This is a genomic window from Streptomyces sp. CA-142005 (genome assembly GCF_050942335.1).
Lineage (GTDB): Bacteria > Actinomycetota > Actinomycetes > Streptomycetales > Streptomycetaceae > Streptomyces.
In genome coordinates, this window is sequence record NZ_CP192078.1 from 7,039,155 (window position 1) to 7,065,000 (window position 25,846).

Sequence of the window (25,846 nt, forward strand, 5' to 3'; positions counted from 1 at the left end):
GCATGCCGACTCCCCTCACCCATGACGATCCCGTCGCCCTCGGCCCGTACCGGCTCATCGCGCGGCTGGGCAGCGGTGGCATGGGCACCGTCTACGTGGCGCGTTCCGCCGGCGGTCGTACCGTCGCCCTGAAGACCATGCACGCCGCCATCGCCAACGATCCGGCGGCCCGCACCCGGTTCCGGCTGGAGGTGGATGCGGCCCGGGTGATCGGCGAGCAGTTCGGGGCGCGGGTGATGGACGCGGATCCGCTCGCCGAGACGCCCTGGCTGGCCACGGAGTACGTGCTGGGCCCCCCGCTCGACGCGGCTGTCGAGGCCGGGGGACCATTGCCCGAGCAGTCCGTACGCGCCCTCGGCGCCGCCCTGTGCTCGGCGCTCGGTCAACTGCACCGGTCGGACGTCGTGCATCGCGACCTCAAGCCGTCCAACATCCTGCTGACCGCCTACGGGCCGAAGGTCATCGACTTCGGCATCGCACGGGCGATCGGCGACGACCGTCTGACCCGCGCCGGCGCCGCCGTCGGCACGCCTGCCTTCATGTCCCCGGAACAGGCCACCGGGCAGGAGCACGACGCGGCCGGCGATGTCTTCGCGCTCGCCGGGGTGCTGGTGTACGCGGCCACCGGGCGCGGCCCGTTCGGGCACGGGCAGGCGGCGGATCTGCTGTACCGGGTGCGGTACGCGGAGCCGGATCTCAACGGGGTACCGGCCGCGCTGGTGCCGGTGCTGGCCCAGTGTCTGGTCAAGGAGCCGGGGGCCCGTCCCACCACGGGGCAGCTCGCGGCGCAACTCCACGACGGCAGGGGCGAGTTCGCGGACCACCTGCCCATCGAGCTGCTCGCGGACATCGGGCGGCGGGCTGCCGACGTCTGGCGGCTGGTGCCACAGCGTCTGCCCGCGCCGGCGGCCGGTCCGGAGGCTGCGGTGGATACCACGGCGACCGGTGGTCGCCCGTCGCGCCGCGGGTTCCTCGCCCTCGCCGGCGTACTTGCCGCCGGTGCGGTGGCGGGCGGAGGCGCGTGGTGGTGGCAGGAGCGCGCCGCAGCGCGGGGCGGTGAAGGTACGACTGGCCAGGGCAGCGCCCGCCGGACGCGGAACCTCGATCCGCTGTGGTCGTACCAGTTCGACTCCCCGATGCTCACGGACGTCTTCGGCATGGTCGTCCCCCAGGGGATCGGCGGGATGATCGTGGTTCCCATGGGCGGATACACCCATGGCGTGAGTCCCAAGAGCGGCGCGAGCAAGTGGCAGGTGTACAGCCAAGAGAGCGGCTGGCAGATGATCGTGGCAGGTGGCCGCCTCTACGGGCTCACGCTGGGGAGTGTGACCGACGACGGGTTCGGGTCCGCCGTCAGCCTCCGGACCGTCGATCCGCACAATGGCAAGACGGTCAAGACACTGGTCCGGCTCGCGGATACCAACGACGAGCTCTCAACACATCAACTCCTCTACGTCACCGATCGCGTCGCGTACGTCGTCGTTGGCAACGGGAAGGAGGATGGAACTGGCTACATGATGGCCCGGCAGACCTTCACCCTCCGCGCCGCCGACCTTCGGACCGGCAAGCAGCTGTGGTCGAAGGCATTGCCTGCACGGCCGGACGACAGCAAGAGGCTGCACGTTCTCGCCGCCCGGGCCGTTGGCCGCCGCCTGGTGACACTCCAAGAGGTGCAGGAGTGGACCGTACACATCGTCGTACGGGACACCTCGACCGGAGCTGTGGTGTGGGACAGGCCGTATGACATCGACGATCCGGACATCCTCCGCGGCGGGATCGCCGCGGATGGCGATCATGTGTATCTCGGTGGCAGACGGCTGCGAGCGCTACGGCTGAGCGACGGGGCCGTGGCCTGGCAGACCACGACGGACCGTGCATACAGTCCACCGGCGCTCAGGGCGGGCGTGGTGTACGCGGTGGGTGCGGGGACCGGGCTGACGGCGTTCGATGCGGCCAGCGGACGAGTCCTGTGGACCGAGAAGGGCGGAGCGGCGGACGAGGCATCCACCGCCTGGCAGCCCGTCCTCGGAACCGAGTACGCGTACTACAAGAACGCGGCCCTGCTGCATGTGGTCAGCCTGTCGGACCGCACCACTGCGCTGACTTACCGGACGAGCGGAAAGCAGTTCCGTGCGGACACGGACTCAAAGTTGGTTCTCGGCGTGAACAGCACCGACCTGACCGCCTATCCCCTCAAGTGACATGACCGGAAGCGGCGAAACCGCGGATCGCGCTCAGCGACGCCTGGCCAGGGCCTCGCCGCTCGTCCGCCCCTACTCATCACCTCCGGGCAGAAGGACCCCCCTATGAAACCCCTTGGCACTGGCGACCCACTCCGCCTCGGTCCCTATCGCGTCCTCGGGGTCCTCGGCGAAGGCGGCATGGGCAAGGTCTACGTCGGCCAAGACGGCGCCGGCAGCCTGGCCGCCGTCAAGGTGCTCAGGCCCGAGCTCACCCACGACACCAACCTCGCCCAGCGGTTCGTGCGCGAGGCGCAGGCCGCGCAGGCGGTGCGGAGCAGCGGCATCGCGAACGTGCTCGGCGCGTGGACCGAGGGCGGACGGCCCTGGATCGCTACCGAATTTCTCGCGGGGCTCACTCTGGACCAGGCGGTCGACACCTACGGTCCTCTCGACGGGCCGGCGCTGCGTGCTCTGGCCAGCGCGCTCGCCCGGACCCTCGCCGACATCCATGCGGCCGGGTTCATTCACAGGGACCTCAAGCCGCCCAACATCGTGCTGACCTCGTCCGGTCCGCGAGTCATCGACTTCGGCATCGCCCGACCCGAACACGGGCTGACTCTCACAACGACCGGGCAGGTGCCCGTCACCCCGGGGTATGGCGCTCCCGAGCAGGTCCTCGGCCAGCGGGTGGCTCCGTCGGCTGACGTGTTCTCGCTCGGCGCGGTGCTGGCCTATGCGGCAAGTGGCAGACGGGCGTACGAGGGCTCGCATGTCGCGGCCGTGCAGTACGAAGTGGTACACGGCGAGCCTCGGCTCGACGGAATCGCCCCGCCGTTGCAGGCACTGATCCTGCCCTGCCTGGCCAAGGATCCCGGTGCGCGTCCCGCTCCGGCCCAGATCATCCAGGCCATGGCGGCGCCCAAGGGGGCCGACCGGGTGTGGCGGCGTGGACCGATCGCTGACGCCATCAAGGAACGGGAGGCCGGGGCACGTCGGCTGACCGCGCCTGTCACGATGGAGACAGCCCCGTCCGTCACCCGCCGGCGTCTGCTCACGGGACTCGCCGCGGGAGGCGTGGTCCTGGCGGGCGGGGGCGGTACGGCGGCGTGGTGGATCGGCTCGCGGGCCGGGTCGACGAAAAGGCAGAGCGGCCCCTTCGACATTCCTCCGGCTGTGCGCATGCCTGTACAGAAGCTGGACACCAAGGGTGTCAAGGAACCGTTCAGCAATGATGTCCAGCCGACGGATCTGTGGGAAGTGGCCAACGAAGCAGATGCCTACTCCCGACCGTTGTTGCCGGTCGGAGACGTCATCGTCTTCGGTGTCGCGACCGGTGGTGTCGCGGCTTTCGACATCACGAGCGGCAAGCGTCGCTGGACCGCGCCTCACCTCAGAACGAAGAGCGGCTACCTCTCCCTCTCCGACCGGCTCGTCATCGGTGCCGACGGCAAGGGCGTGCTGCGGACCTTCGTGCCCTCCACCGGTGAACCCAAGTGGACGTGCCCGGCGGCCGAGGCGGCCACGCTCCTCGCGGCTGACGAGGATGCGGTGTACTTCGTGACGAAGGACAACAAACTGCGCAGCGTGAACCGCTCCGAGGCCAAGGTTCGCTGGACGGTGCCCGTCCCTGTCGATTTCCGCGGCAAGTTGCTCAACCCGGCCGTGATCGGCCAGGGCATGCTTGTCATGTCGACCTTGGACGGCACCGTGCTGGTCGTGCATACCGGCAACGGCCGCACGGCGTGGACCCGTCTCGACCACCAGGAAGTCACTGTCCGTCCCTCTGTCTCCAACGACACCGTGTACATCAACGGCAAGTACCTGGACGCCCGCCGGCTGAGCGACGGAGAGAAGATCTGGAGCACCAGGCTCGGCGACTGGGAGACCGACTGGGACAAGTGGGGCCCTCCCGCGGCTTACGAGGACGCGGTCTATGCCAGCGCGGGGGACGGCATCCGATACCTGTCCAAGAAGGATGGCAAGGTGCTGTGGAATGCCTTCGATTGCGCGGACTCCGGGAGCCCGGTGGTACGGCAGGGCCACGCCGTCTGGGCGCTTGAATTCGACAACAGTGCGAACCGGCCCGCGCTGCTGGTCAATTCCGTGCGAGTATCCGACGGAGAGCGCGCACGAAGCTACCAGCTGCCCCAGTCTGACTACGCCCGCCTAGCCGCCGCCGGTAATCGTGTCTTCGTTCTGCACGACAGTTCGGTCATCGCTCTTGCGGCGTTCTGAGCCCTGCGCAGCTCATTTTTTCGTACCCGTTCATCCCACTCAGGTGGAGGGCCCGGCGCACTCCTTGGCCGTGGAGGCCGCATCGGTGAACTCGGTGATGACCTTCTCCATGGTCGTCGTGTCGATCGTGCCGTGCTCCTTCCGGATCATGGTGAAGACCTCGTGGTCTGCTTTCTCCGGCTTGCTGCACGAGACGTGCCCCACTGCCTTCGAGTCGGAAACGATGTACTTCGGCCCTTCCTTCTTGACGTTGGCGGACGTCAGACCGTAGGTGCCGTAGGCGACGTTTCTGAGGGTGGTGCCCGACTCCCATTGCTCGATGATGCTGGTGACGGCGACCTGTCCGTCGACCACCAGTCGGCACCGAGTGAGACCGGAAGGGCCGCTCTTCACGGATGTGATCTTCTTACCTGCTGGCAGAAGCGGTGCGAGTGCCGATGAGGACACGGCCGTTCCGCACAGCGACGACGGAACGGCGTACTCCCGCTTGCCTTCCGAAGATCCTGAAGAGCAGCTCGCCAGGGTCAGGCAGATGGCGAAGAGGCCTGCGGCGCGGGGCAAGAGGGAATGGAAGCGGCTGTCAGACATCGGATTCGATTCCTCGTCAGGAGATTTCCGTCTGGAGGTCGTCGGCCATGCGCCGCCCGTCCGTGGAAGCGTCGTTGAAGCCGTCCTGGGTGCCGTAGCGCGCCCACTCGCCGACCTGGCCCGCGTAGGGCGAGTGATGCGCCTTGGCCGCCTCGGTGGCTGCCTTCTGTGCCAGGGCGATATTGCGTTCGCGGCTGTCCTCCCAGAGCTCGGCCGAGGTGAGGCCCTTGTCCTCCAGGTTGCTGCCCTCTACGCCGTTGAAGAGTTCGCCGAGTACGGCACCGCTGACGGTGCCGGCGACGCCACCGACAGCGGCTCCCGCAATAGGGGACGCGATGAAACTCGTTCCCACTCCGATACCGGTGCCGACGACGCCGCTCGCCGCGTTCTGCCACTGCGATACGGCGTGGTTGTAGGCCTCGTCCGCCTCTTTCGCGGGTCCCAGTACGGCCTCTTGGCGCCCGATGGCGAGGCAGCCTCCAACTTCTGCCGACCGCCGGGAGATTTCCTTGATCGTGTTCTCCATGCTCTGCCCGTACCGCTGGTCCTCGGGCAGGTCCGGATTCATGTGGTAATCCATGAGGTTCGCCATGTAATTCTTCTGGCCGACCTCCACAGCCGAGTACCCCTCAGGGTTCTGCCCGACGGCGATCAGGAACCGGGACACGTCGGCGTGGTCCATCTGTGCCGACGAGCCGGCGACCGGGAAGAGATTCTCGATCTGCTTCCAGTCTGCGGAGTCCGGATCAGGCTTCACGTCGGTCGTGGCCCGGTTGATGTCCGGCAGATACTCCGACGCCATCTGCCCGATGCTGTCGGACATGTAGCCGTTCTTGGTCAGGCGGTCGGGGTCGTCGCTGATGGACGCTACGACGCTCGCCATGAGCTTGGCCTGCTGATCGTTGTGCGCCGGGGTGTCCGCCGTGGGCAGCTCGCCCGCCGGGTGTCCCGTCGTGGCTGCTTCGATCGCCATGGCCAGGTTGTTCTGTCCTGGGTGGATGTCGTTGCCCTTGAGGTCGGTCTCCTTGGGCCACTCACGGTCCTCGAAGAGGTACGAGAAGTTGGAGACCGCCTCCTTGTGGTCTCCCCCCTTGGGCAGGTACTCCTCGTTGAGGAAGTCCGTGGCCGCGTCCGGGCTGGCCGACAGTGCCTTGAGGTAGCCCGTCAACGGGTCGTCGCCGCTGTCGTCGCCCATGCGGTTGAGCCACGGGTCCACGCCCATGTGCTGCCAGGCCATGTTGGCGTGCTCGCCGTTGCCGGTGAGCTTGCGCTCGGTGGCCATGAGTGCGGTGCCGTAGCTCTTGAGGAACTGGTCGTCGTAGTCACCCGCCCGCATGAGGTTGCTCATGACCTGGAAGCCCATAGGCCCGGTCTGCCCGCCGACCGGCTGGTCGCCGAGAGCGATCATCTTGCCCTTCCACTCAGTCATGGCGGTCGAATCGCTCTGCGAGGCGGTGGCGAGCGTCAGGCCGAGGTTGCGTTGCAGGTCGTCGTACTGGTCGACCCGCGCCTGCCCCAACTCTGCGGCCTTGTGGGGATCGTTGATGCCGGCCCAGAACTCGAGCGTCTTCTTCGGTCCGAGGTCGGTGGCGAAACGCTCCGCGAACAGGGGGTCAGCGGCGTATTTCTTCAGCCCGGCGTTGAGCTTGTCGAACTCGGCGGGCGTCAGCTTCTCCGGGTCCTTCTTGGCGAGGGCGGCCAACTTGTCCGCTTCCTTGATGGCAGCGTCGGCCGAGTCGCGGTCCTTGTAGTTCGCGTCCGAGAAGCCGTACTGGGTTTGGTCGACGAGAGCCGTGAGTACCGTTTTCGCCGAGTTGTCGCTCTCCGTGGCATTACGGAGAATCTTCTCTACCTCGTCCCGGAGGGCGGTGACGTCGTGCTCGTCGTGTTCCGGAGGGGTGTAGCCGGACGCGGCCCGGTCCGGGTGGACGTTCATGGTCACGGTGAAGGTGCCCTTGCCGGTGTCCATCACCGTCAGGTTCTTCTTCAGCCCGCGCTCGATCGCTCCAGTGAGCTGCTTCTGATAACTCTTCAGCTCTCCGGCCGTGTCACTCAGGATGTTGTGGATGGTCTGAGCCTGGGTGTGGGCGTCCTGGAACTCCCCGGCCGTCTTGCCGATGAACTCCTTGGTCACCTGGCTATTCTCGCCGGCCCAATCGGCCTTGTTCGCGGCCTGGTGCAGGCCCTTCTCGGCATCCTCCGCCAGGTCTTTCAGGTTGCTGACGATGTGTCCCCAGTCCTCGACGGCGTCGTCGAGCAGCTTGAAGTTGGCGAAGCGCAGAGCGTCGAGATCCATGAGTCGGTGTCCCCGTCGTGTGTCGAGATCAGTTCTTCTTCGGCGGGTCATAGACCGGGTTGTGCTTCCCCGGTCCCCCGACACGCTCGTCGAAGCCGGCGTCGAGGGTGTCGATGCTGCTCATCTGCCGATGGATGTACGCGTCGTCGCCTGCATGGATCTTCTTGGTGACCTGCATGTGGTTGGAGATCTGGGCGCACGCGTCCAAAAGGGAGTTGAGCTGCGTGTCCCACTTGTTCGACACGTGCTGGAGCCCTGAGCCGAGAGCGAAACCTTGCTTCGTCAGATCGCCCGCTGCCGAGTCCACGCTGGTGTTCGACAGCCGGGCCTTGTCCCAGAGCTGGTTGTAGAGGGTGTGGGCCTCGCTGCCGATCTTCGTCAGGTCGTGCTGGGTGACCTTGAGGTCGCCGGTCTGGCTGGGAACGGTGGCGGAGCCTCCTCCAGGATCGTCCGGCACATGGTTGAGCTGCATATGCGCCGCCCCACCCTGCTGGCGCGCCAGCGCGTCCGACTTGAGCTGCTCCCATTCATCCCATGCCATGGATGACCTACCCCCGCGGAGTGCCTGACCAGTAATTGCGTTCCATCTGAATCGTCTAGGTCGGGTAAAAATAGCAAAGCGTGGGAACGCGCACAGCAGCAAGCTCAACTGCTCCCAAAACCTCCACTTCAATCCCGCAGCTTCCCAAGAACGCCAGGTGCCGCGGACCGGAACGATCCGCGGCACCCAGGCCAGGCCAACAGCATCAGCCCGACAACGACTCCCAGAGCGAAGGCCTCCTAGGACTCCGCCAACCCCACCTGCACCATGGGCTTCCCCCGCTTCCGCGAGACGAAGATGCCCCGTCCCGCCGGCATCGCCCGCGGCCGTACTCCGCCCAGCAGTTCGCCCTCGGCCGGGTCGCCCGCGAGGACCACGCCCTGGGCGCCGAGTTCCTTGATGCGCTGCATGAAGGACTCGTAGCCGGCGCGGCCGGCGCCCGCCGTGGAGCGCGCGATGATGAAGCGGACGCCGACGTCGCGGGCGAAGGGGAGGAGTTCCGTCAGGCCCGCCAGCGGGTTGCCGCTCGATGTGGACACGAGGTCGTAGTCGTCGATGACGACGTACACCGTGGGCCCCCGCCACCAGCTGCGGTTGCGCAGCTGCTCCGGGGTCACGTCGGCGGTCGGCGTACGGCGTTGCTCAGCCAAGGGAGCCGTCGGGAGCGGACGTCTTGTCCTTCCGACTGCCGACGGCAACGTACTGACGGTGGCGACCAGCGACGGCCGCTTCGCATGGGAGCTGCGAAACCAAGCGGAGAAGGTCTCGATCACTCCGGTCGCACAGCATGGCGTCGTGTACCTCAACGGCAGGACGCTGACCGCACGGAAGATCACCGACGGCACGAAGATCTGGTCTCACACGACCCAGGATGTACGACCACCCTGCGCAGTTGGGGGCGGGTGAGTGTCCACGGAGACTCCGTCTACGCGCCTGGCGGGATGTTCCCCGAGCGGCGAAGAGTGATCGACGGCGGCCATACCTGGACGTCCTACAAGGCCGGCAGCGGCGACAGTGCCGTGCTCGTCCAGGGAACCGGAGTGTGGATGATCGACCACTCGTACCGCACGACGATCAATACCGTGGGCCTGGGCACAGGACGGTCGGGCTGGTCGTACGAGTTGCCCGAAGCACGGCACCACTCCATCGCGGTCGACGGCAACAGGGCGTTCGTCAGAAACGACGGCTCTCTCTACGCGCTGCCGGTGTTCTGAGGCCCTCGCGAAGGTTCATCGGCGCATTCGTACGGAAGCGCCGACTCAGGACTTCTCCTTGCACGGACTCTGGGCCTTGAGCGAGTTCGTGTATCCCTGGATCAGCTGTTTCATGGCTGGTTCGTCCGCGTGCGCCAGCTTGAGAATCTTGATGAGGGTGCTGATGTCCTCCTCCTCGACATCGGTGCCCCGGCACTTGATCAGCGATGCCGCAGCGTGATCGGCGTATGCGATGGCGTTGTTCTCCGCGGACTTCGGGTCCTGAATCGAGAGTCGGCTGCGCAGGATGTTCCGCGCAGAGTCTCCGGAGTCGATGCGTTCTCCGCTGACTTCCAGCACCGTGGCTCCGTCAACCTTGACCGTGCACAGCCCGGAGCCCTCGTCCAGACTTCCGGTCCGTTCGACGGCGAGCCGCTTGCCCGAGGACGGCAGCAGCTGAGAGAGAGCCTTGCTCGGCACGGACACTCCGCACAGGACGTTCGGGACTGTGAACTCCTGCTTCGGCCCGCCGGAGGAGCAGCCGACCATCGTCAGTGCGGCAACGAGGAGTGACGCGCCTCGGAGGGCATGCGGTGCGTATCTCAATGCTTGCTACTCTCCGATTTCCACTGGGCGCCGTCCGAGTGGCTGTGACGGGCAGATGTACGCGCGGCTCTTCTGAGATCCTCGGCGGTGTCTGGATCCACGGTGTTGTTGTTCACCAGTGCGTGGTCGACGGCGGCCCTTGCGGAATCCAGAGCCGCCTGCCGACCGTTGGTGTACTCCTCGCCGGCCTGCGTCTCGGCTTCGCTCGACGTGTCCTGCTCGATGCTCTGGCGGCGGAGGGACGGGGGACCTGGTCGTTCACCAGGACGAACCTAGGAGCCGTCGGGCAAGAAGCCAACATTCTTTACGACGACGTGAAGAGTCAGGCGGACATCGTCGCCGCCGGATCGGGCAATGGCTCGACCGGCTCGACGATGCAGGCCGCGGCAACTCTGAAGTCGCACGGATAGGCCTCCTAGGACTCCGCCAACCCCACCTGCACCATGGGCTTCCCCCGCTTCCGCGAGACGAAGATGCCCCGTCCCGCCGGCATCGCCCGCGGCCGTACTCCGCCCAGCAGTTCGCCCTCGGCCGGGTCGCCCGCGAGGACCACGCCCTGGGCGCCGAGTTCCTTGATGCGCTGTATGAAGGACTCGTAGCCGGCGCGGCCGGCGCCCGCCGTGGAGCGCGCGATGATGAAGCGGACGCCGACGTCGCGGGCGAAGGGGAGGAGTTCCGTCAGGCCCGCCAGCGGGTTGCCGGTCGATGTGGACACGAGGTCGTAGTCGTCGATGACGACGTACACCGTGGGCCCCCGCCACCAGCTGCGGTTGCGCAACTGCTCCGGGGTCACGTCGGCCGTCGGCGTACGGCGCTGCATCAGGTCGGCCAGCGCGTCCATGTGGTGCTGCATCTGGTTCGACATGGGGATGTACTCGGCCAGGTGCGAGTCCGGGGTCACCCCGAGCAGCGAGCGCCGGTTGTCGACGACGAACAGCTTGCAGTCGTTGCCGTCGTAGCGCTCGGTGAGGCGCTTGATCAGCAGCTTCAGCAGGTTCGACTTGCCGGACTCGCTCTCGCCGAACACCAGGAAGAACGGGTCCTGTTCGAAGTCCACGAACACCGGCTCGAGGTTGTCCTCGTCGAGGGCGAAGGAGATGCCCCGGTGGGGGAACCGGTCGCCCGGCGGGAGCTGGGTCGCCGGGAACTCGCGTGGCAGCAGGCGTACCTCGGGTGCGCCGGGCTCCTGCCAGTGCCGGGTGACCTCGGCCGCCAGCGCGGTCGTGGCCTCCGCCAGGTCCGTGTCGGAGGAGAGACCGTCGATGCGCGGGACCGCCGCCATGAAGTGCTGCTTCTGCGGGGTCTGGCCGCGGCCCGGAACCCCGGTGGGCACGTTGGCCGCGATCTTGCGGTCGATCTCCGAGTCCATCGGGTCACCGAGCCGCAGCTCGAGGCGGTTCATCAGGTGGTCCTTGAGGTTCGCCCGGACCTCCATCGAACGCGACCCGGTGATGATCACGTGGATGCCGTAGCCGAGCCCGCGCTGGGCCATGTCCAGGACCAGCGGCTCCAGGGCCTCGTAGTCCGTGCGGAAGTTGCCCCAGCCGTCGATGACGAGGAAGACGTCACCCCAGGGCTGGTCGGTCACCGAGATGTCGCCGCGCGCCCGACGGGTGCGGAACTCGGCGATGGAGGAGATGCCCGCGGACCGGAAGTACTCCTCGCGCCGGGTCATGACGCCGTACACCTCGGCCGCCGTACGCCGGACCTTCTCCGGGTCGAGGCGTGAGGCCACGCCGCCCACGTGGGGCAGGGCGGCCACCGCCGCCATACCGCCGCCACCGAAGTCCAGGCCGTAGAACTGCACCTCATAAGGGGTGTGGGTGAGGGCGAACGACGCGATGATCGAGCGCAGCAGTGTCGACTTGCCGGACTGCGGGCCGCCGATGATCTGCATATGGCCGGCCGCGCCGCCGAAGTCGAGCCACAGCGGGTCGCGCCGCTGCTCGTAGGGCTTGTCGATGAGGCCGACGGGGACGACGAGCCGGCCGGCGCCCTCGTATCCCGGCTGGGTCATGCCACGGCCGGGCACCGGGGCGAGGCCCGGCAACAGCGCGTCGAGCGACGGCGGGCTGTCCAGCGGGGGCAGCCACACCTGGTGGGCGGCCGGACCCTGCGCCTCCAGGCGCCGCACGATCACGTCGAGGACGGTGTCGGCGAGCGCGTCGTCCTGCCGCTCCTCCGCCGTCTCCTGGCGCTGCTTCGGAACCGGCGCGTACTGCACCGGCACCTCGGCCGCGGTGAACAGGACCGGCCTGCGGTCGACGGGTAGCGGGCCGCCGAACGCCGCCGCCTGCTGCGAGCTCGTGCGGTACACGCCGGAGACGTACGCCGCCTTGAACCGCAGCATTTCGTCGGTGCCGAACTTCAGGAAACCGGAACCCGGGACGTTCGGCAGTTCGTAGGCGTCCGGGACACCGATCGCGGCGCGGGACTCGGCCGCCGAGAACGTACGCAGACCGATGCGGTACGACAGATAGGTCTCCAGGCCGCGCAGGCGGCCCTCCTCAAGGCGCTGCGAGGCCAGCAGCAGATGCACGCCCAGCGAACGGCCGATGCGGCCGATCTGCACGAACATCTCGATGAAGTCAGGCTTCGCGGTCAGCAGCTCGCTGAACTCGTCGATCACGAGGACGAGGGACGGGATCGGCTGCAGGGGGGCGCCGGCCGCGCGGGCCTTCTCGTAGTCGTGGATGTTGGCGTAGTTGCCCGCGTCGCGCAGCAGCTCCTGGCGGCGGTTCAGTTCACCGCGGATCGAGTCGCCCATGCGGTCGACGAGGGTCAGGTCGTCGGCCAGGTTGGTGATCACGGCCGCCACGTGCGGCAGCTGGGCCATGCCCGCGAACGTGGCACCACCCTTGAAGTCGGCGAGGACGAAGTTCAGCGTCTCGGAGGAGTGGGTCACCGCGAGGCCGAGGACCAGTGTGCGCAGCAGCTCCGACTTGCCGGAACCGGTCGCACCGACGCACAGGCCGTGCGGGCCCATGCCCTCCTGCGCGGCCTCCTTGAGGTCGAGCATGACGGGCCGGCCGTCCTCACCGACACCGATCGGCACCCGCAGCCGCTCCGACTGCGAGCGCGGCCGCCAGGTCCGCTTCGGGTCGACCGAGGCCGCGTCGCCCAGGTTCAGCAGGTCGGTGAACTCCAGGTTCGCGAGCAGGGGTTCGTCGTCGTCCCCGCCCGACGCCACCCGCAGCGGCGCCAGTTGACGGGCGAGAGCTTCGGCGGCCTCGTACGACAGGACGTCGGGCGTCCCTTCGTAGACCATGCCGTGCGCGGACTCCAGGCGCAGCTCCTTGGGCTGCACGATGACGGACAGGTCGCCCCGGCCGATGGTGAGGTCGCCCGGCACGACCTCCAGGACCGTCACACCCTGCATGCCCTCGGGGCTGGCCAGCAGGGAGGTCGGGGGCAGCGAGACGCCGTCGAGCACGACCACCACGTGCGGCTGCTCGGGGACCGGGGGGCCACCGGGGTGGAAGCGCGGGCGGCCCTGGAGACGGGCGGCGAGCCGGTCCTCCAGCTCGACCGGGTCGGTGGTGATCAGACGGATGCTGCCGGCGCCGTCGGCGAGGCCCAAGGCCTGCACGTGCGGCAGCCACTTGGCCCACTCCCACTCGGGTGCCGACTGGCGCTCCGAGACGACGGCGATGACCAGGTCCTCGGGGGAGTGCAGCGAGGCGAGGGAGGCGGTGACGGCACGGGCGGCGCCGCGCACGGTGCCGGGTTCGCCGCTGATCGTCACGTGGTAGAAGGCGCGCAACGAGACCGCCATCGGCAGCTCTTCGAGGGTGCTGTGCGTGGCGAGGAAGCGCTGCATGGCGCCCGCGGTGAGCGGCTCCAGCTCGTCCACCGGGCCGGTCTGCGGCGGGATCAGGGGAGTGGCCAGGGACTGCGGACCGAGACCCACGCGCACCTGCCCGAAGTCCTCGTCCCCGGTGCGCCGTTCCCACACCCGGCTGCCCTCGGCGACCAGCGCCCACAGTTGCTCCGGCGAAGGATGCAGGTAGTACTGCGCGTCGCGCTGGGCCTGCGCGGTGTCCAGGGCGGCACGCCGGGTCTGCGACAGGTAACGCAGGTAGTCACGGCGCATGTCGGCCATCTGCCCCTGGTTGCCGCGCCGGTAGCGGACCAGCATCGAGATGCCCATGGCGACCGTCGAGGCCACCATCAACAGGCCCATGATCTTCATGAAGGGCTGGGCCTGGGGATTGAAGAAGAACACCACCGACCCGCCCATGCCGAGCATGGGCAGGAGCTGCATCCAAGCGCTTTCCTGCTGGCCGCGCGGAAGTTCCGGCGGAGCTTGCAACAGGACCTCGTCCGTGGGCACTTCCTTCGGCAGTGCCCGCGGTGGGCGCTTGACGACGATGTGGCTCACTACGCACCAATTCCCTTGCCGGACCGAGATTTTTCGTCCGCCGCCCCGTGTCAGGCGAACGTCGATCGCGAAGCGCGATCCTACTGACAACCACTGACAACGGCTGGCGGTAGGGTGCCGGTGAGACGCGTGAGCAGTTGCGAATCGTTCCGGGAAAACTCGGGCAATCCGCAACGGTTCGAAGGAGGCGCCTCCCCGCAAACCCCGGATGCGACCGCTCGGTTCACCGGCGGAGCGTGCGGCGCCGCACAACCTACACAGGATTTTTACGGGCGGAAGGTGCGCGGCGGCACCGCGGACCGCCCCACCACCGACGAGGGGGAACAGCAGGTGAGCATGACGGCCTCCGCGCCGGCCGGCGCACCCGGGGGACACGGCACCGGAGCCTCCGGGTCGGGCATGGGATTCGGCTTCTGCCGGGTCACCATCGTGGCGCCCGACAGCCGTATCGACGTGGCGCTGCCCGACGACGTACCAGTTGCCGACCTGTACCCGGAGATACTGCGCCTGTCCCAGCAGAGCCCCGCCGAGGGCGCTCCGGTCGGCTACCACCTCGTACGGCGCGACGGCACCGTCCTCGACGGCGCCCGGTCCTTCACGGCGCAACGCATCCTCGACGGCGAACTGCTCACCCTGCGTCCGTTCGCCGAGTCGCTGCCGCCCGCCGTCCTCGACGACGTCTCCGAGGCGGTGGCCTCCGCCGTCACCCGCGACCGCACCCTGTGGAGCGGCGACCTCACCCGCGCCGCCGGCCTCGTCGCCGGCGGCATCCTGCCCGCGCTGCTCGCCTTCGTGGCCTGGAGTGCCCAGGTCCACCACGACATGCACAGCCTGCAGGGCATCATCGCGGGCGTCACCGGCATCCTGCTGGTCACCCTCGCCTGCGTACGCGCGCGTGTGTACGACGACCGGGGCTCGGCGGTCGCGCTGGGACTCGGCGCCCTGCCCAACATCGGCGTGGCCGGTTCGGGACTGCTGCCGCTCGCCGATCACGAGGGCATCGGACGGCTCCAGTTCCTGCTCGCCTGCACGGCGGTCCTGGTCGCCTCCCTGGTGCTCACCCTGGTCTCGCCCGGCGGTGACGGACCCTTCGTGGCGTTCCTCTTCGCCTCCGCGATCGGTCTGGTCACCACTTTCATCGCGACCCTCACCGATCTCAGGCCCATCGAGACGGCCGCCATCTGCGCCCCGCTGTCCGTCGTGGCGCTGGCCTTCCTGCCGGGCCTGTCCATGCGCTTCGCGCGGCTGCCCATCGGCTTCGAACCGCCCAACCCCTCCCGCGGCGGCTACGACACCGGCGAGCCCGCCGCGCAGGAGCCCGTGGACGCCGAGCGGGTGGCCGCGCAGGCCCGGCGCGGCCACGAACTCCTCGTCGGTCTCGTCGGGGGCTGTGCCCTCGTCGCCGTGGGCGCGTCGATCGTCCTCGGTTTCTCCAGCAACGTCTGGGCCCAGCTCCTGGCCCTCGCGACCGGCGTGGCGATGCTGATGCGGGCGCACCTGTTCCGCTACACCGCGCAGGTCGGTGCCACCCTGGCGGCCGGCCTCGCCGCCCTCGTCTTCCTCGGCCTCGGGCTCGCCCTGAACTCGCCCCGGGGCTATCTGATCGACGCCTTCCAGGGCGACACCTCGTCGCTCGACATCCGCAGCCTCTGGCTCGCCGCGGCGGTCGGCGCGGCCACTGCCCTGGTCACCGCGATCGGCCTGATCACTCCGCGCCGCGGTGTCACCCCCTTCTGGGGCCGCTTCCTGGAGATCGCCGAGAGCTTCGTCCTGCTCACGCTCATCCCGCTGGCGCTGGCCGTGTTCGACGTGTACGCGCGTGCACGGGCGATGACCAGCTGAGGACCGACGCCGGGGAAGGCCACGGAAAAAGGGGCGGCACACATGCGTGCCGTCCCTTTCTCACGTTCCGCCACTACCCCCCAAGCCCCCCGTTCCGCTCCGAAGGCTCCAGATCGAACTCCCCGTCCCGCGCCCCCAGGACGAACGCCCGCCACTCCGCCTCGGTGTAGCGCAGCACGGTGTCGTGGTCGAGGGAGGAGCGCATCGCCACCGCCCCGCCGGGCAGGTACGCGATCTCGACGCGCTCCTCGTGCTCCTCCGTGCCGGGCGCGCAGTGCCACTCCGCGCCGGAGATGTCGAGGGCGTACAGCTCGTCCCGTTCCCGCTCCTTGCGTGCCTTGACGTCTTCCTGCGATTCCGGCGACGGGATCCCGGCGCTCGTGCCCTGTGTCTCGGCCATGGTGAAGCGGCCCCCTTCGGCATGCGGACGGCATTGCGTTGTCACCCTACTGGGAGGCCACGCACGCGTACGGTGAAATCACCTGGTCAACGCCCGGAAGAGCGGCGGGCCGGACGGGCGGCCGCTTGTGCCTGGAGAGCGGAGGTTTCGTCACAGGCGGGCAACCGGCGCGCCCATGGCATGCCATGCCCACGTAAATTTCCGGGCATGAGCATGCCTGGCACCGCCCCAGTGTCCCTCCCGTCGACCGACGTCCTCGCCCTTGGGCGCGGCCGTGGCGGCTACCACAGCGGCTATCACGGCGGCTACCACCACTACGGGAGCCACGGATCCGGCGGCAGCGGTTTCGTGTGGCTGACGGTCATCGCCCTGATCCTCGTGATCGTGGCCCTCCTGATCTGGAACGCCCAGCGCGACCGGTGACACGGACGGCCGAACCGTGCTGGTACCCTGAGTGACGGCCGTTTGTGTACGCACCTCCGGAGATCTGTGAAAAGACTCTGGTGGCCGCGCCCAGCGGATCCCCGCCTCCCGAGTAACGGAAGCTCCCCCGAGACGTAGACCGGGGGCACTCGGTGGCACTCAACAGACTATGAGGAGTACGCGTGTCGCTCGACGCCGCTACGAAGAAGCAGATCATCGGCGAGTTCGGTACCAAGGAGGGTGACACCGGCTCCCCCGAGGTCCAGGTCGCCCTGCTCTCCCGTCGGATCTCCGACCTGACGGAGCACCTCAAGACCCACAAGCACGACCACCACTCCCGTCGTGGCCTGCTGATCCTGGTCGGTCAGCGCCGCCGCCTTCTCCAGTACCTGGCGAAGAAGGACATCCAGCGCTTCCGTACGCTGGTCGACCGCCTCGGCATCCGCCGTGGTGCGGCGGGCGCCAAGTAAGACGCCGTGAAGGGAGCGGTTCCCGGAAGCACCCGGGACCGCTCCCTTCGTCGTACGTGCGGAAACCTTGCTCGCACGTGCGGAAACGTGCGGAGTGTCACTCACGCTTTGTAGTGTGGTAGCACAACGCAATACGTACGACACAGAACGACGTACAACACAGAACGAGGAGAAGCGCACCTAGCCGCCGCCGGTCCTCGGTAGTGGCCCCCGGGGGGAAGCGAGCCCCGGGTGCTTCGATCGAAGACCGGCCCGCACCGCACGGCGCGCTTCTCCACCGCCGTCCCCCTGCCACACGGGCAGCCAAGGGACGAAAGACGATATGTAACGGAGAAAACGCTAGTGGAGAACGAGACCCACTACGCCGAGGCCGTCATCGACAACGGCGCCTTCGGCACCCGTACGATCCGCTTCGAGACGGGCCGCCTGGCCAAGCAGGCCGCCGGTTCCGCCGTGGCGTACCTGGACGACGACACCATGGTGCTGTCGGCCACCACCGCCTCCAAGAACCCCAAGGACCAGCTCGACTTCTTCCCGCTCACGGTCGACGTCGAGGAGCGCATGTACGCGGCCGGGAAGATCCCCGGTTCCTTCTTCCGCCGTGAGGGCCGGCCGTCCGAGGACGCCATCCTCACCTGCCGCCTGATCGACCGCCCGCTGCGCCCGTCCTTCAAGAAGGGCCTGCGCAACGAGATCCAGGTCGTCTGCACGGTCATGGCGCTCAACCCCGACCACCTGTACGACGTCGTGGCGATCAACGCCGCGTCCGCGTCCACGCAGCTCGCCGGTCTGCCCTTCTCCGGCCCGATCGGCGGCGTCCGCGTCGCGCTGATCCGCGGCCAGTGGGTCGCCTTCCCGACGCACACCGAGCTCGAGGACGCCGTCTTCGACATGGTGGTCGCCGGCCGCGTCCTGGAGGACGGCGACGTCGCGATCATGATGGTCGAGGCCGAGGCCACCGACAGGACCATCAAGCTGGTCGAGGGTGGCGCCGAGGCGCCGACCGAGGAGGTCGTCGCCGCCGGTCTGGAGGCCGCCAAGCCCTTCATCAAGGTCCTGTGCCGCGCCCAGTCCGACCTCGCCGCCAAGGCCGCCAAGCCGACCGGCGAGTTCCCCATCTTCCTGGACTACCAGGACGACGTCCTGGAGGCCCTGACCGCAGCGGTCAAGCCCGAGCTCGCCCAGGCGCTCACCATCGCCGGCAAGCAGGAGCGCGAGGCCGAGCTGGACCGCGTCAAGGGTCTGGCCGCCGAGAAGCTCCTGCCGGAGTTCGAGGGCCGCGAGAAGGAGATCTCCGCCGCGTACCGCTCGCTGACCAAGACCCTGGTCCGTGAGCGCGTGATCAAGGAGAAGAAGCGCATCGACGGCCGTGGGGTGACGGACATCCGTACCCTCGCCGCCGAGGTCGAGGCCATCCCGCGGGTGCACGGTTCCGCGCTGTTCGAGCGTGGCGAGACCCAGATCCTGGGCGTCACCACCCTCAACATGCTTCGCATGGAGCAGCAGCTGGACACCCTCTCCCCGGTGACCCGCAAGCGCTACATGCACAACTACAACTTCCCGCCGTACTCCACCGGTGAGACCGGCCGCGTCGGCTCCCCGAAGCGCCGCGAGATCGGCCACGGCGCCCTCGCCGAGCGCGCCCTGGTGCCGGTGCTGCCGACGCGCGAGGAGTTCCCGTACGCGATCCGCCAGGTGTCCGAGGCCCTCGGCTCCAACGGCTCGACGTCCATGGGCTCGGTCTGCGCCTCCACCATGTCGCTGCTGAACGCCGGTGTGCCGCTGAAGGCCCCGGTCGCCGGTATCGCCATGGGTCTGATCTCCCAGGAGATCGACGGCGAGACGCACTACGTCACCCTCACCGACATCCTCGGTGCCGAGGACGCCTTCGGTGACATGGACTTCAAGGTCGCCGGCACCAAGGAGTTCGTGACCGCCCTCCAGCTCGACACCAAGCTGGACGGCATCCCCGCCTCCGTCCTGGCCGCGGCCCTCAAGCAGGCCCGCGACGCACGCCTGCACATCCTCGACGTGATGATGGAGGCCATCGACCGGCCCGACGAGATGAGCCCGCACGCCCCGCGGATCATCACCGTCAAGATCCCGGTCGACAAGATCGGCGAGGTCATCGGCCCCAAGGGCAAGATGATCAACCAGATCCAGGAGGACACGGGCGCCGAGATCACCATCGAGGACGATGGCACGATCTACATCGGTGCCGCCGACGGCCCCTCCGCCGAGGCCGCCCGCGCCACGATCAACGGCATCGCCAACCCGACGATGCCCGAGGTCGGCGAGCGCTACCTCGGTACGGTCGTCAAGACGACCACCTTCGGTGCGTTCGTCTCCCTGCTGCCCGGCAAGGACGGTCTGCTGCACATCTCGCAGATCCGCAAGCTCGCCGGCGGCAAGCGCGTGGAGAACGTCGAGGACGTCCTCGGCGTGGGCCAGAAGGTCCAGGTCGAGATCGCCGAGATCGACTCCCGCGGCAAGCTCTCCCTCGTTCCGGTGATCGAGGGCGAGGAAGGCAACGACTCGGACAAGGACGACGCCGAGCAGTGACGTCCCGTAGCTCCAAGGTGACGGCCCGCCCCTCTTCGGAGGCGCGGGCCGTCGCCCGTACCCAAACCCTCATCAAGGGCCAGAACGGCATCGGCACGGTCCGCAAGACCACCCTCCCCGGGGGCCTGCGCATCGTCACCGAGACTCTGCCCTCGGTCCGCTCCGCGACCTTCGGCATCTGGGCGCACGTCGGCTCCCGCGACGAGACCCCGGCGCTGAACGGCGCCACGCACTACCTGGAGCACCTGCTCTTCAAGGGCACGGACAAGCGCAGCGCGCTGGACATCTCCTCCGCCATCGACGCCGTCGGCGGCGAGATGAACGCGTTCACGGCGAAGGAGTACACGTGCTACTACGCGCGCGTGCTCGACACCGACCTGCCGCTCGCCATCGACGTCGTCTGCGACATGCTGACCGGCTCGCTGATCCTGGAGGAGGACGTCGACGTCGAGCGCGGCGCGATCCTCGAAGAGATCGCCATGACCGAGGACGACCCGGGCGACTGTGTGCACGACCTGTTCGCGCACACCATGTTCGGCGACAACGCCCTCGGCCGCCCCGTGCTCGGCACGGTCGACACGGTCAACGCCCTCACCGCCGACCGCATCCGCCGCTTCTACAAGAAGCACTACGACCCCACCCACCTGGTGGTCGCCTGCGCCGGCAACATCGACCACGCGAAGGTCGTACGACAGGTCCGCGCGGCCTTCGAGAAGGCGGGCGCCTTCAACGGCCTCGACGCGCAGCCCATCGGCCCGCGCGACGGCAGCCGTGCGATCCGCACCTTCGGCAAGGTCGAGCTGCTCGGCCGCAAGACCGAGCAGGCGCACGTCGTCCTCGGCATGCCGGGCCTCGCCCGCACCGACGACCGCCGCTGGGCCATGGGCGTCCTCAACACCGCCCTTGGCGGCGGCATGTCCTCCCGTCTCTTCCAGGAGGTCCGGGAGAAGCGGGGCCTGGCGTACAGCGTGTACTCGTACACCTCCGGTTTCGCCGACTGCGGCCTGTTCGGCGTGTACGCCGGCTGCCGGCCGAGCCAGGTGCACGACGTGCTGAAGATCTGCCGCGACGAACTCGACCACGTCGCCGTCAACGGCCTCACCGACGACGAGATCGCCCGCGCCATCGGCCAGCTCCAGGGCTCCACCGTCCTCGGCCTGGAGGACACCGGCGCGCTGATGAACCGCATCGGCAAGAGCGAGCTGTGCTGGGGCGAGCAGATGTCCGTCGACGACATGCTGGACCGGATAGCGGCGGTCACCCCGGACGAGGTCCGCTCGGTCGCCCGCGACATCCTGGGGCAGCGCCCGTCGCTGTCGGTCATCGGCCCGCTGAAGGACAAGCAGGCCGCGCGGCTGCACGACGCCGTCGCCTAGTCACCTCCCGGTCACTCCCTAAGGAAGCAAGAGATGAGCAAGCTGCGCGTGGCGGTCCTCGGTGCCAGGGGCCGGATCGGGTCCGAGGCGGTCAAGGCGGTCGAGGCCGCCGAGGACATGGAGCTGGTCGCCGCCCTCGGCCGGGGCGACAAGCTCCAGACGCTGGCGGAGAGCGGCGCCCAGGTCGCCGTGGAGCTGACCACCCCCGACTCCGTCATGGACAACCTGGACTTCTGCGTGCGCCACGGCATCCACGCGGTCGTCGGTACGACCGGCTGGACCGAGGAGCGCCTCGCGCGGCTGAAGGGCTGGCTGGCCGAGTCCCCGGAGACCGGTGTGCTGATCGCGCCGAACTTCTCCATCGGCGCCGTCCTGACGATGAAGTTCGCGCAGATCGCCGCGCCGTACTTCGAGTCGGTCGAGGTCGTCGAACTGCACCACCCGAAGAAGGTGGACGCTCCGAGCGGTACGGCCACGCGCACGGCCCAGCTCATCGCCGAGGCCCGCAGGGCTGCCGGTACGGCCCCGGCGCCGGACGCCACGGTGACGGCCCTCGACGGCGCGCGGGGCGCCAGCGTCGACGGGATCCCGGTCCACGCCGTCCGCCTGCGCGGCCTCCTGGCCCACCAGGAGGTGCTGCTCGGCGGCGAGGGCGAGACCCTGACCATCCGCCACGACTCCCTGCACCACAGCAGCTTCATGCCGGGCATCCTGCTCGGCGCCCGCCGCGTGGTGACCACTCCGGGCCTGACCTTCGGCCTGGAGCACTTCCTGGACCTGAGCTGAGACAGACTCCCCGATGCGCGCGAAGATCTCCTACCTCGTCACGGCCGCCGTCCTGGTCTTCTACTTCGTCCTGGTCGGCAGCCGCGGCGTCATGCTCATCCAGTCCGGCACGGTCGTGACCGTGACCTTCGGGGTCGCGGTCCTGATCCTGCCGGTCATCGGCCTGTGGTTCCTGTGGAAGAACACCCAGTTCGTCCGCAGGGCCAACGCTCTCGCCGCCGAACTCGACGCCGAGGGCGGACTGCCCGTGGACGAGCTGAAGCGCCTGCCCAGCGGCCGGATCGACCGGGACTCGGCCGACGAGGTCTTCGCCAAGCGCAAGGCCGAGACCGAGGCGACGCCCGACGACTGGCGCTGCTGGTTCCGCCTCGCCGTCGCCTACCACGACGCCCGCGACACCCCTCGCGCCCGCAAGGCGATGCAAAGGGCCATCGCCCTGCACGACGGCAAGCCGGCCGAGGCCTGACGCCGTCCGGCGGCGCTCAGGCGCCCAGCCGCCGAACGTTCTCTGCGCGGGCGGCACCCTGCCGGCGCCGGTAGGCGATCCAACCCCGGCGGCCGGCACCAGCCCCGGCACCCTTCTGTTCAGCCGCGCCCGCGGCCGTACTCCGCCGCCCAGGCCTCCACCGTGTCCGCCGCGCGGTCGAAGGCGGCCGGGCGGCCCAGGAAGTCCAGTGTGTGCGTGGTCAGCAGCGGCGGCGTGTCCGTGGCCGGCCGGTCCTTGCGTACGAGCTCCAGCGCCTGCCCCTGCACCGCCCGCGGCAACCCCAGCCAGCGCACCGGCTGCTGCACCGTCCGCACCGAGATCACCCGCGCCCACGGCACCGTACGCGTCACCAGGAAGCCGACGTGGCGCAGCCCGCGCCCGCTCACCCACACGCCCATGCGCAGCAGCCGCAGCGCGCCGGCGATGACCACGAGCCCGGCTGTCAGGAAAGCCCCTGCGGAGGACACCGAGCGGGTCAGGGCTATGGCCACCGCCGAGAACAGCACGAAGGAGGCGAGCAGCAGCACCAGCGCCGCCACAGCCACCCGCCAGGGACCGGGACGATACGGGCGCCGCCAGCGCTCCCGGTCGTCGTAGGGCAACGCGCTCTCGGAAGCGGCCTCGAAGGTGCGGTCGGCCGTCAGAAAGGACAGGGGCACGGCTGGTCCTCACTCGATGCGTGCGTGGCTGTGCCGGTGAGGCTATCCGCCGCTGTTCCCGCTCACCACCCTGGGTGGCCGGAAGGGTCAGTGCCCCTGAGAGGCCTGGGACTGCTGTGTCGGCGTACTGGACGGGGTGGACATCGCCGGCATGCCGAGGATCAGGGCTCCCACCAGCCCGGCGACGAGGGTGAGGCCCAGCAGCCAGCGCCCGGCTATCTCCCCGAAGGACGCCCGAGGACGGGGCGGGGGAGTGACATTGCTCCGGAACCTGTCCGCCTCGGCCAGGAAGGCGAAGGGCACGGGCTCGCGCCGACGGAACATCTTGCGTGCGTCTCCTTTCGGGATCGAACGAGTGATCCTCACCGATACAGACGATCGAGTGACACAAAAGGTGCCCATGTCGGAAAAAATCCGTGGAGGGATTTTTGAGGCCGGGTACTGCCGAGGTCCGGGCGGGTGCCCCGTAAGGTGGGCGCGAACCACAGCTGTGATGGGAAGGACCCCAACCCCCGTGACCACCCCCGAGTCGCTCACGTTCCGCAGTGACGTCACCGTCGAGCTGGTGAAGTCCAGTGCTTCGGACGCCGACGTCCTCTTCGCCGCGCGGGTCTCCACCGCCGGCGAGCAGTCCCTGGACGAGCTGAAGAAGGACCCCGAGCGCTCCAAGGGGCTGATCAACTTCCTGATGCGGGACCGGCACGGCAGCCCGTTCGAGCACAACTCGATGACGTTCTTCGTCAGTGCCCCGATCTTCGTCTTCCGCGAGTTCATGCGGCACCGCGTCGGCTGGTCCTACAACGAGGAGTCCGGCCGCTACCGGGAGCTCGAGCCGGTCTTCTACGTCCCCGGCACCGACCGCAAGCTGGTCCAGGAGGGCCGCCCCGGCAAGTACGTCTTCGTCGAGGGCACCCCGGCCCAGCACGAGGCGGTCTCCAGCACCCTGCGGGAGTCGTACGAGCAGGCGTACGCGGCGTACCAGAAGATGCTCGCCGAGGGCGTCGCCCGCGAGGTCGCCCGCGCGGCCCTCCCCGTCGGCCTCTACTCCTCGATGTACGCCACCTGCAACGCCCGCTCCCTGATGCACTTCCTCGGCCTGCGCACCCAGCACGAACTGGCCAAGGTGCCGTCCTTCCCGCAGCGGGAGATCGAGATGGTCGGCGAGAAGATGGAGGCGGAGTGGGCGAAGCTCATGCCGCTGACGTACGCCGCCTTCAACGCGAACGGGCGCGTGGCCCCGTAAGAAAGGCCTACGAAGCCCTGTTCCCCCGCCCGGAACGGATGTACGGATCAGCCTGGCGAAGTGTCCGTATTGCGGCATTTAGAGAAGTTCATCTAGCCTGATCAAACGGACCCGGCACTGCTTGAACCCCCGAGCAGGCAGTGCCGGGCTCCGCATTTGTCCTGACTTTCCCGACCCCCCGAGGGCAGACCGCACAGGGAGCACCGAGTAGCGTGTTACCCATGGCTCCGACCTCGACTCCGCAGACCCCCTTCGGGCGGGTCCTCACCGCCATGGTCACGCCCTTCACGGCGGACGGCGCACTCGACCTCGACGGCGCGCAGCGGCTCGCCGCCCACCTGGTGGACGCAGGCAACGACGGCCTGATCGTCAACGGGACCACCGGCGAGTCCCCCACCACCAGCGATGCGGAGAAATCGGACCTCGTACGAGCCGTACTGGAGGCCGTCGGCGACCGCGCCCACGTCGTCGCCGGCGTCGGCACCAACGACACCCACCACAGCGTCGAGCTGGCCCGCCAGGCCGAGCGCGACGGCGCGCACGGCCTGCTGGTCGTCACGCCGTACTACAACAAGCCCCCGCAGGAGGGCCTGTACCGGCACTTCACGGCCGTCGCCGACGCCACCGGCCTCCCGGTCATGCTCTACGACATCCCCGGCCGCAGCGGCGTCCCGATCAACACCGAGACCCTCGTCCGGCTCGCCGAGCACCCCCGGATCGTCGCCAACAAGGACGCCAAGGGCGACCTCGGCCGCGCCAGCTGGGCCATCGCCGAGTCCGGCCTCGCCTGGTACTCCGGCGATGACATGCTGAACCTCCCGCTGCTCTCCGTGGGCGCGGTCGGCTTCGTCTCGGTCGTCGGCCACGTCGTCACCCCCGACCTGCGCGCCCTCGTCGACGCGTACGTCTCCGGCGACGTCGTCAAGGCCACCGAGATCCACCAGAAGCTCCTCCCGGTCTACACCGGCATGTTCCGCACCCAGGGCGTCATGACCACCAAGGCCGCGCTCGCCCTCCAGGGACTGCCCGCGGGCCCGCTGCGCTCGCCCATGGTCGAGTGCTCGCCCGAGGAGATCGCCCAGCTCAAGATCGATCTTGCCGCCGGCGGGGTACAGCTCTGACAACAGACTTGGCACCACACGGGCTTCACAAGTGAAGAACAACAGAAGAGGCGGGCCACCGGTGCCCGCACCCCACAACGACAACTGCTTCTGCACGAACGTCTCACGCGCCACGTGCCCGACCGGTACGTGGCGCGTGTGGTGAGGAGAGTCTTTTGAGTCATCCGCATCCCGAACTCGGCCCGCCCCCGCCCCTCCCCGAGGGAGGTCTGCGGGTCACCCCGCTCGGCGGTCTCGGTGAGATCGGCCGAAACATGACAGTCTTCGAGTACGGCGGCCGCCTCCTGATCGTCGACTGCGGAGTGCTCTTCCCCGAGGAGGAGCAGCCCGGAATCGACCTGATCCTGCCGGACTTCTCGTCCATCCGGGACCGCCTCGACGACATCGAGGGCATCGTCCTCACGCACGGCCACGAGGACCACATCGGCGGCGTCCCGTTCCTGCTCCGCGAGAA

Annotated in this window: 23 protein-coding genes and 1 pseudogene (1 of these 24 running past the window's edge); 15 read left to right on the top strand and 9 right to left on the bottom strand. The window is 68.7% G+C overall.

The window, feature by feature from the left end:
• The first annotated feature begins 2 nt into the window (after positions 1-2).
• Both ACQPXS_RS32890 and ACQPXS_RS32895 read left to right on the top strand, forming a co-directional pair.
• The gene (locus ACQPXS_RS32890) at positions 3-2,201 is read left to right on the top strand and encodes a protein kinase domain-containing protein (RefSeq protein WP_433452980.1); all 2,199 of its coding nucleotides are present in this window, start codon (positions 3-5) and stop codon (positions 2,199-2,201) included.
• 105 nt (positions 2,202-2,306) lie between these two features.
• Positions 2,307-4,418, top strand: coding sequence for a protein kinase domain-containing protein (locus ACQPXS_RS32895; RefSeq protein WP_433452982.1), 2,112 nt, complete (start codon positions 2,307-2,309; stop codon positions 4,416-4,418).
• Between the two features lie 39 nt (positions 4,419-4,457).
• On the opposite strand, the gene ACQPXS_RS32900 is transcribed toward ACQPXS_RS32895, so the two are convergent.
• The 4 genes and pseudogenes from ACQPXS_RS32900 to ACQPXS_RS32915 all read right to left on the bottom strand — a co-directional run.
• A complete protein-coding gene (locus ACQPXS_RS32900) occupies positions 4,458-4,811 on the bottom strand; it encodes a hypothetical protein (RefSeq protein WP_433452983.1) in 354 nt (117 codons plus the stop codon).
• Positions 4,812-5,022: 211 nt separating this feature from the next.
• Complete coding sequence (locus tag ACQPXS_RS32905; protein WP_433452984.1) at positions 5,023-7,302, bottom strand: hypothetical protein; 2,280 nt, start codon at positions 7,300-7,302, stop codon at positions 5,023-5,025.
• A gap of 28 nt (positions 7,303-7,330) precedes the next feature.
• Entirely contained in the window at positions 7,331-7,843 is a 513-nt protein-coding gene (locus tag ACQPXS_RS32910) for a hypothetical protein (RefSeq protein WP_351807072.1), read from the bottom strand.
• Positions 7,844-8,082: 239 nt separating this feature from the next.
• Positions 8,083-8,484, bottom strand: a pseudogene (locus tag ACQPXS_RS32915) (type VII secretion protein EccC); the annotation flags it as partial.
• On the opposite strand from ACQPXS_RS32915, the gene ACQPXS_RS32920 reads away from it, so the two are divergent.
• Positions 8,399-8,749, top strand: a complete 351-nt coding sequence (locus tag ACQPXS_RS32920; protein ID WP_433452986.1) for a PQQ-binding-like beta-propeller repeat protein — start codon at positions 8,399-8,401, stop codon at positions 8,747-8,749. The pseudogene ACQPXS_RS32915 and the gene ACQPXS_RS32920 sit on opposite strands and share 86 nt — an antisense overlap.
• Entirely contained in the window at positions 8,746-9,057 is a 312-nt protein-coding gene (locus ACQPXS_RS32925) for a PQQ-binding-like beta-propeller repeat protein (protein ID WP_433452988.1), read from the top strand. Before ACQPXS_RS32920 ends, ACQPXS_RS32925 begins: the two co-directional genes overlap by 4 nt.
• 45 nt (positions 9,058-9,102) lie before the next feature.
• On the opposite strand, the gene ACQPXS_RS32930 is transcribed toward ACQPXS_RS32925, so the two are convergent.
• Positions 9,103-9,516, bottom strand: coding sequence for a hypothetical protein (locus ACQPXS_RS32930; RefSeq protein ID WP_433452989.1), 414 nt, complete (start codon positions 9,514-9,516; stop codon positions 9,103-9,105).
• Between the two features lie 164 nt (positions 9,517-9,680).
• Between ACQPXS_RS32930 and ACQPXS_RS32935 the strand changes: the two genes are divergently transcribed.
• Positions 9,681-10,052, top strand: coding sequence for a hypothetical protein (locus tag ACQPXS_RS32935; protein ID WP_433452990.1), 372 nt, complete (start codon positions 9,681-9,683; stop codon positions 10,050-10,052).
• Positions 10,053-10,057: 5 nt separating this feature from the next.
• Here ACQPXS_RS32935 and eccCa read toward each other — a convergent pair whose 3' ends face one another.
• A complete protein-coding gene (gene eccCa / locus ACQPXS_RS32940; protein ID WP_433452992.1) occupies positions 10,058-14,023 on the bottom strand; it encodes a type VII secretion protein EccCa in 3,966 nt (1,321 codons plus the stop codon).
• Positions 14,024-14,359: 336 nt separating this feature from the next.
• On the opposite strand from eccCa, the gene eccD reads away from it, so the two are divergent.
• A complete protein-coding gene (eccD, locus tag ACQPXS_RS32945) occupies positions 14,360-15,865 on the top strand; it encodes a type VII secretion integral membrane protein EccD (protein ID WP_433456048.1) in 1,506 nt (501 codons plus the stop codon).
• Positions 15,866-15,938: 73 nt separating this feature from the next.
• Here the strand turns inward: eccD and ACQPXS_RS32950 are convergent, their stop codons facing one another.
• The gene (locus ACQPXS_RS32950) at positions 15,939-16,265 is read right to left on the bottom strand and encodes a DUF397 domain-containing protein (RefSeq protein ID WP_433452993.1); all 327 of its coding nucleotides are present in this window, start codon (positions 16,263-16,265) and stop codon (positions 15,939-15,941) included.
• Positions 16,266-16,472: 207 nt separating this feature from the next.
• Here ACQPXS_RS32950 and ACQPXS_RS32955 point away from each other — a divergent pair, with 207 nt between their 5' ends.
• From ACQPXS_RS32955 to ACQPXS_RS32980, 6 genes are all read left to right on the top strand, one after another.
• Positions 16,473-16,688, top strand: coding sequence for a hypothetical protein (locus ACQPXS_RS32955; protein ID WP_433452994.1), 216 nt, complete (start codon positions 16,473-16,475; stop codon positions 16,686-16,688).
• Positions 16,689-16,870: 182 nt separating this feature from the next.
• Complete coding sequence (gene rpsO / locus ACQPXS_RS32960) at positions 16,871-17,158, top strand: 30S ribosomal protein S15 (RefSeq protein WP_053664877.1); 288 nt, start codon at positions 16,871-16,873, stop codon at positions 17,156-17,158.
• A 342-nt stretch (positions 17,159-17,500) separates the two neighbouring features.
• Positions 17,501-19,720, top strand: coding sequence for a polyribonucleotide nucleotidyltransferase (locus tag ACQPXS_RS32965; RefSeq protein ID WP_351807067.1), 2,220 nt, complete (start codon positions 17,501-17,503; stop codon positions 19,718-19,720).
• On the top strand, positions 19,717-21,096 hold the full coding sequence (locus ACQPXS_RS32970; RefSeq protein ID WP_433452996.1) for a M16 family metallopeptidase: 1,380 nt from the start codon (positions 19,717-19,719) through the stop codon (positions 21,094-21,096). The genes ACQPXS_RS32965 and ACQPXS_RS32970 overlap by 4 nt, the downstream gene beginning before the upstream one ends.
• Positions 21,097-21,129: 33 nt before the next feature.
• Entirely contained in the window at positions 21,130-21,882 is a 753-nt protein-coding gene (gene dapB, locus ACQPXS_RS32975; RefSeq protein ID WP_356306107.1) for a 4-hydroxy-tetrahydrodipicolinate reductase, read from the top strand.
• 13 nt (positions 21,883-21,895) lie between these two features.
• On the top strand, positions 21,896-22,348 hold the full coding sequence (locus tag ACQPXS_RS32980; RefSeq protein WP_351807064.1) for a hypothetical protein: 453 nt from the start codon (positions 21,896-21,898) through the stop codon (positions 22,346-22,348).
• A 119-nt stretch (positions 22,349-22,467) separates the two neighbouring features.
• Here ACQPXS_RS32980 and ACQPXS_RS32985 read toward each other — a convergent pair whose 3' ends face one another.
• Together ACQPXS_RS32985 and ACQPXS_RS32990 are read right to left on the bottom strand one after the other, a co-directional pair.
• On the bottom strand, positions 22,468-23,028 hold the full coding sequence (locus tag ACQPXS_RS32985; RefSeq protein ID WP_433452998.1) for a hypothetical protein: 561 nt from the start codon (positions 23,026-23,028) through the stop codon (positions 22,468-22,470).
• A gap of 87 nt (positions 23,029-23,115) precedes the next feature.
• Positions 23,116-23,352 carry a hypothetical protein gene (locus tag ACQPXS_RS32990; RefSeq protein ID WP_055708662.1) on the bottom strand — a complete coding sequence of 79 codons (237 nt, stop codon included), beginning with the start codon at positions 23,350-23,352 and terminating at the stop codon, positions 23,116-23,118.
• A gap of 169 nt (positions 23,353-23,521) precedes the next feature.
• On the opposite strand from ACQPXS_RS32990, the gene thyX reads away from it, so the two are divergent.
• The 3 genes from thyX to ACQPXS_RS33005 all read left to right on the top strand — a co-directional run.
• Positions 23,522-24,271, top strand: a complete 750-nt coding sequence (gene thyX / locus ACQPXS_RS32995) for an FAD-dependent thymidylate synthase (RefSeq protein WP_351807062.1) — start codon at positions 23,522-23,524, stop codon at positions 24,269-24,271.
• A 221-nt stretch (positions 24,272-24,492) separates the two neighbouring features.
• Positions 24,493-25,392 carry a 4-hydroxy-tetrahydrodipicolinate synthase gene (gene dapA, locus ACQPXS_RS33000; RefSeq protein WP_433453000.1) on the top strand — a complete coding sequence of 300 codons (900 nt, stop codon included), beginning with the start codon at positions 24,493-24,495 and terminating at the stop codon, positions 25,390-25,392.
• A gap of 155 nt (positions 25,393-25,547) precedes the next feature.
• A protein-coding gene (locus ACQPXS_RS33005) for a ribonuclease J (protein ID WP_351807060.1) crosses the window boundary here: on the top strand, positions 25,548-25,846 show its start. The gene runs 1,387 nt beyond the window's last position; 299 of the gene's 1,686 nt are visible here — the first part of the coding sequence; it begins with the start codon at positions 25,548-25,550; its stop codon lies off the right edge, out of view.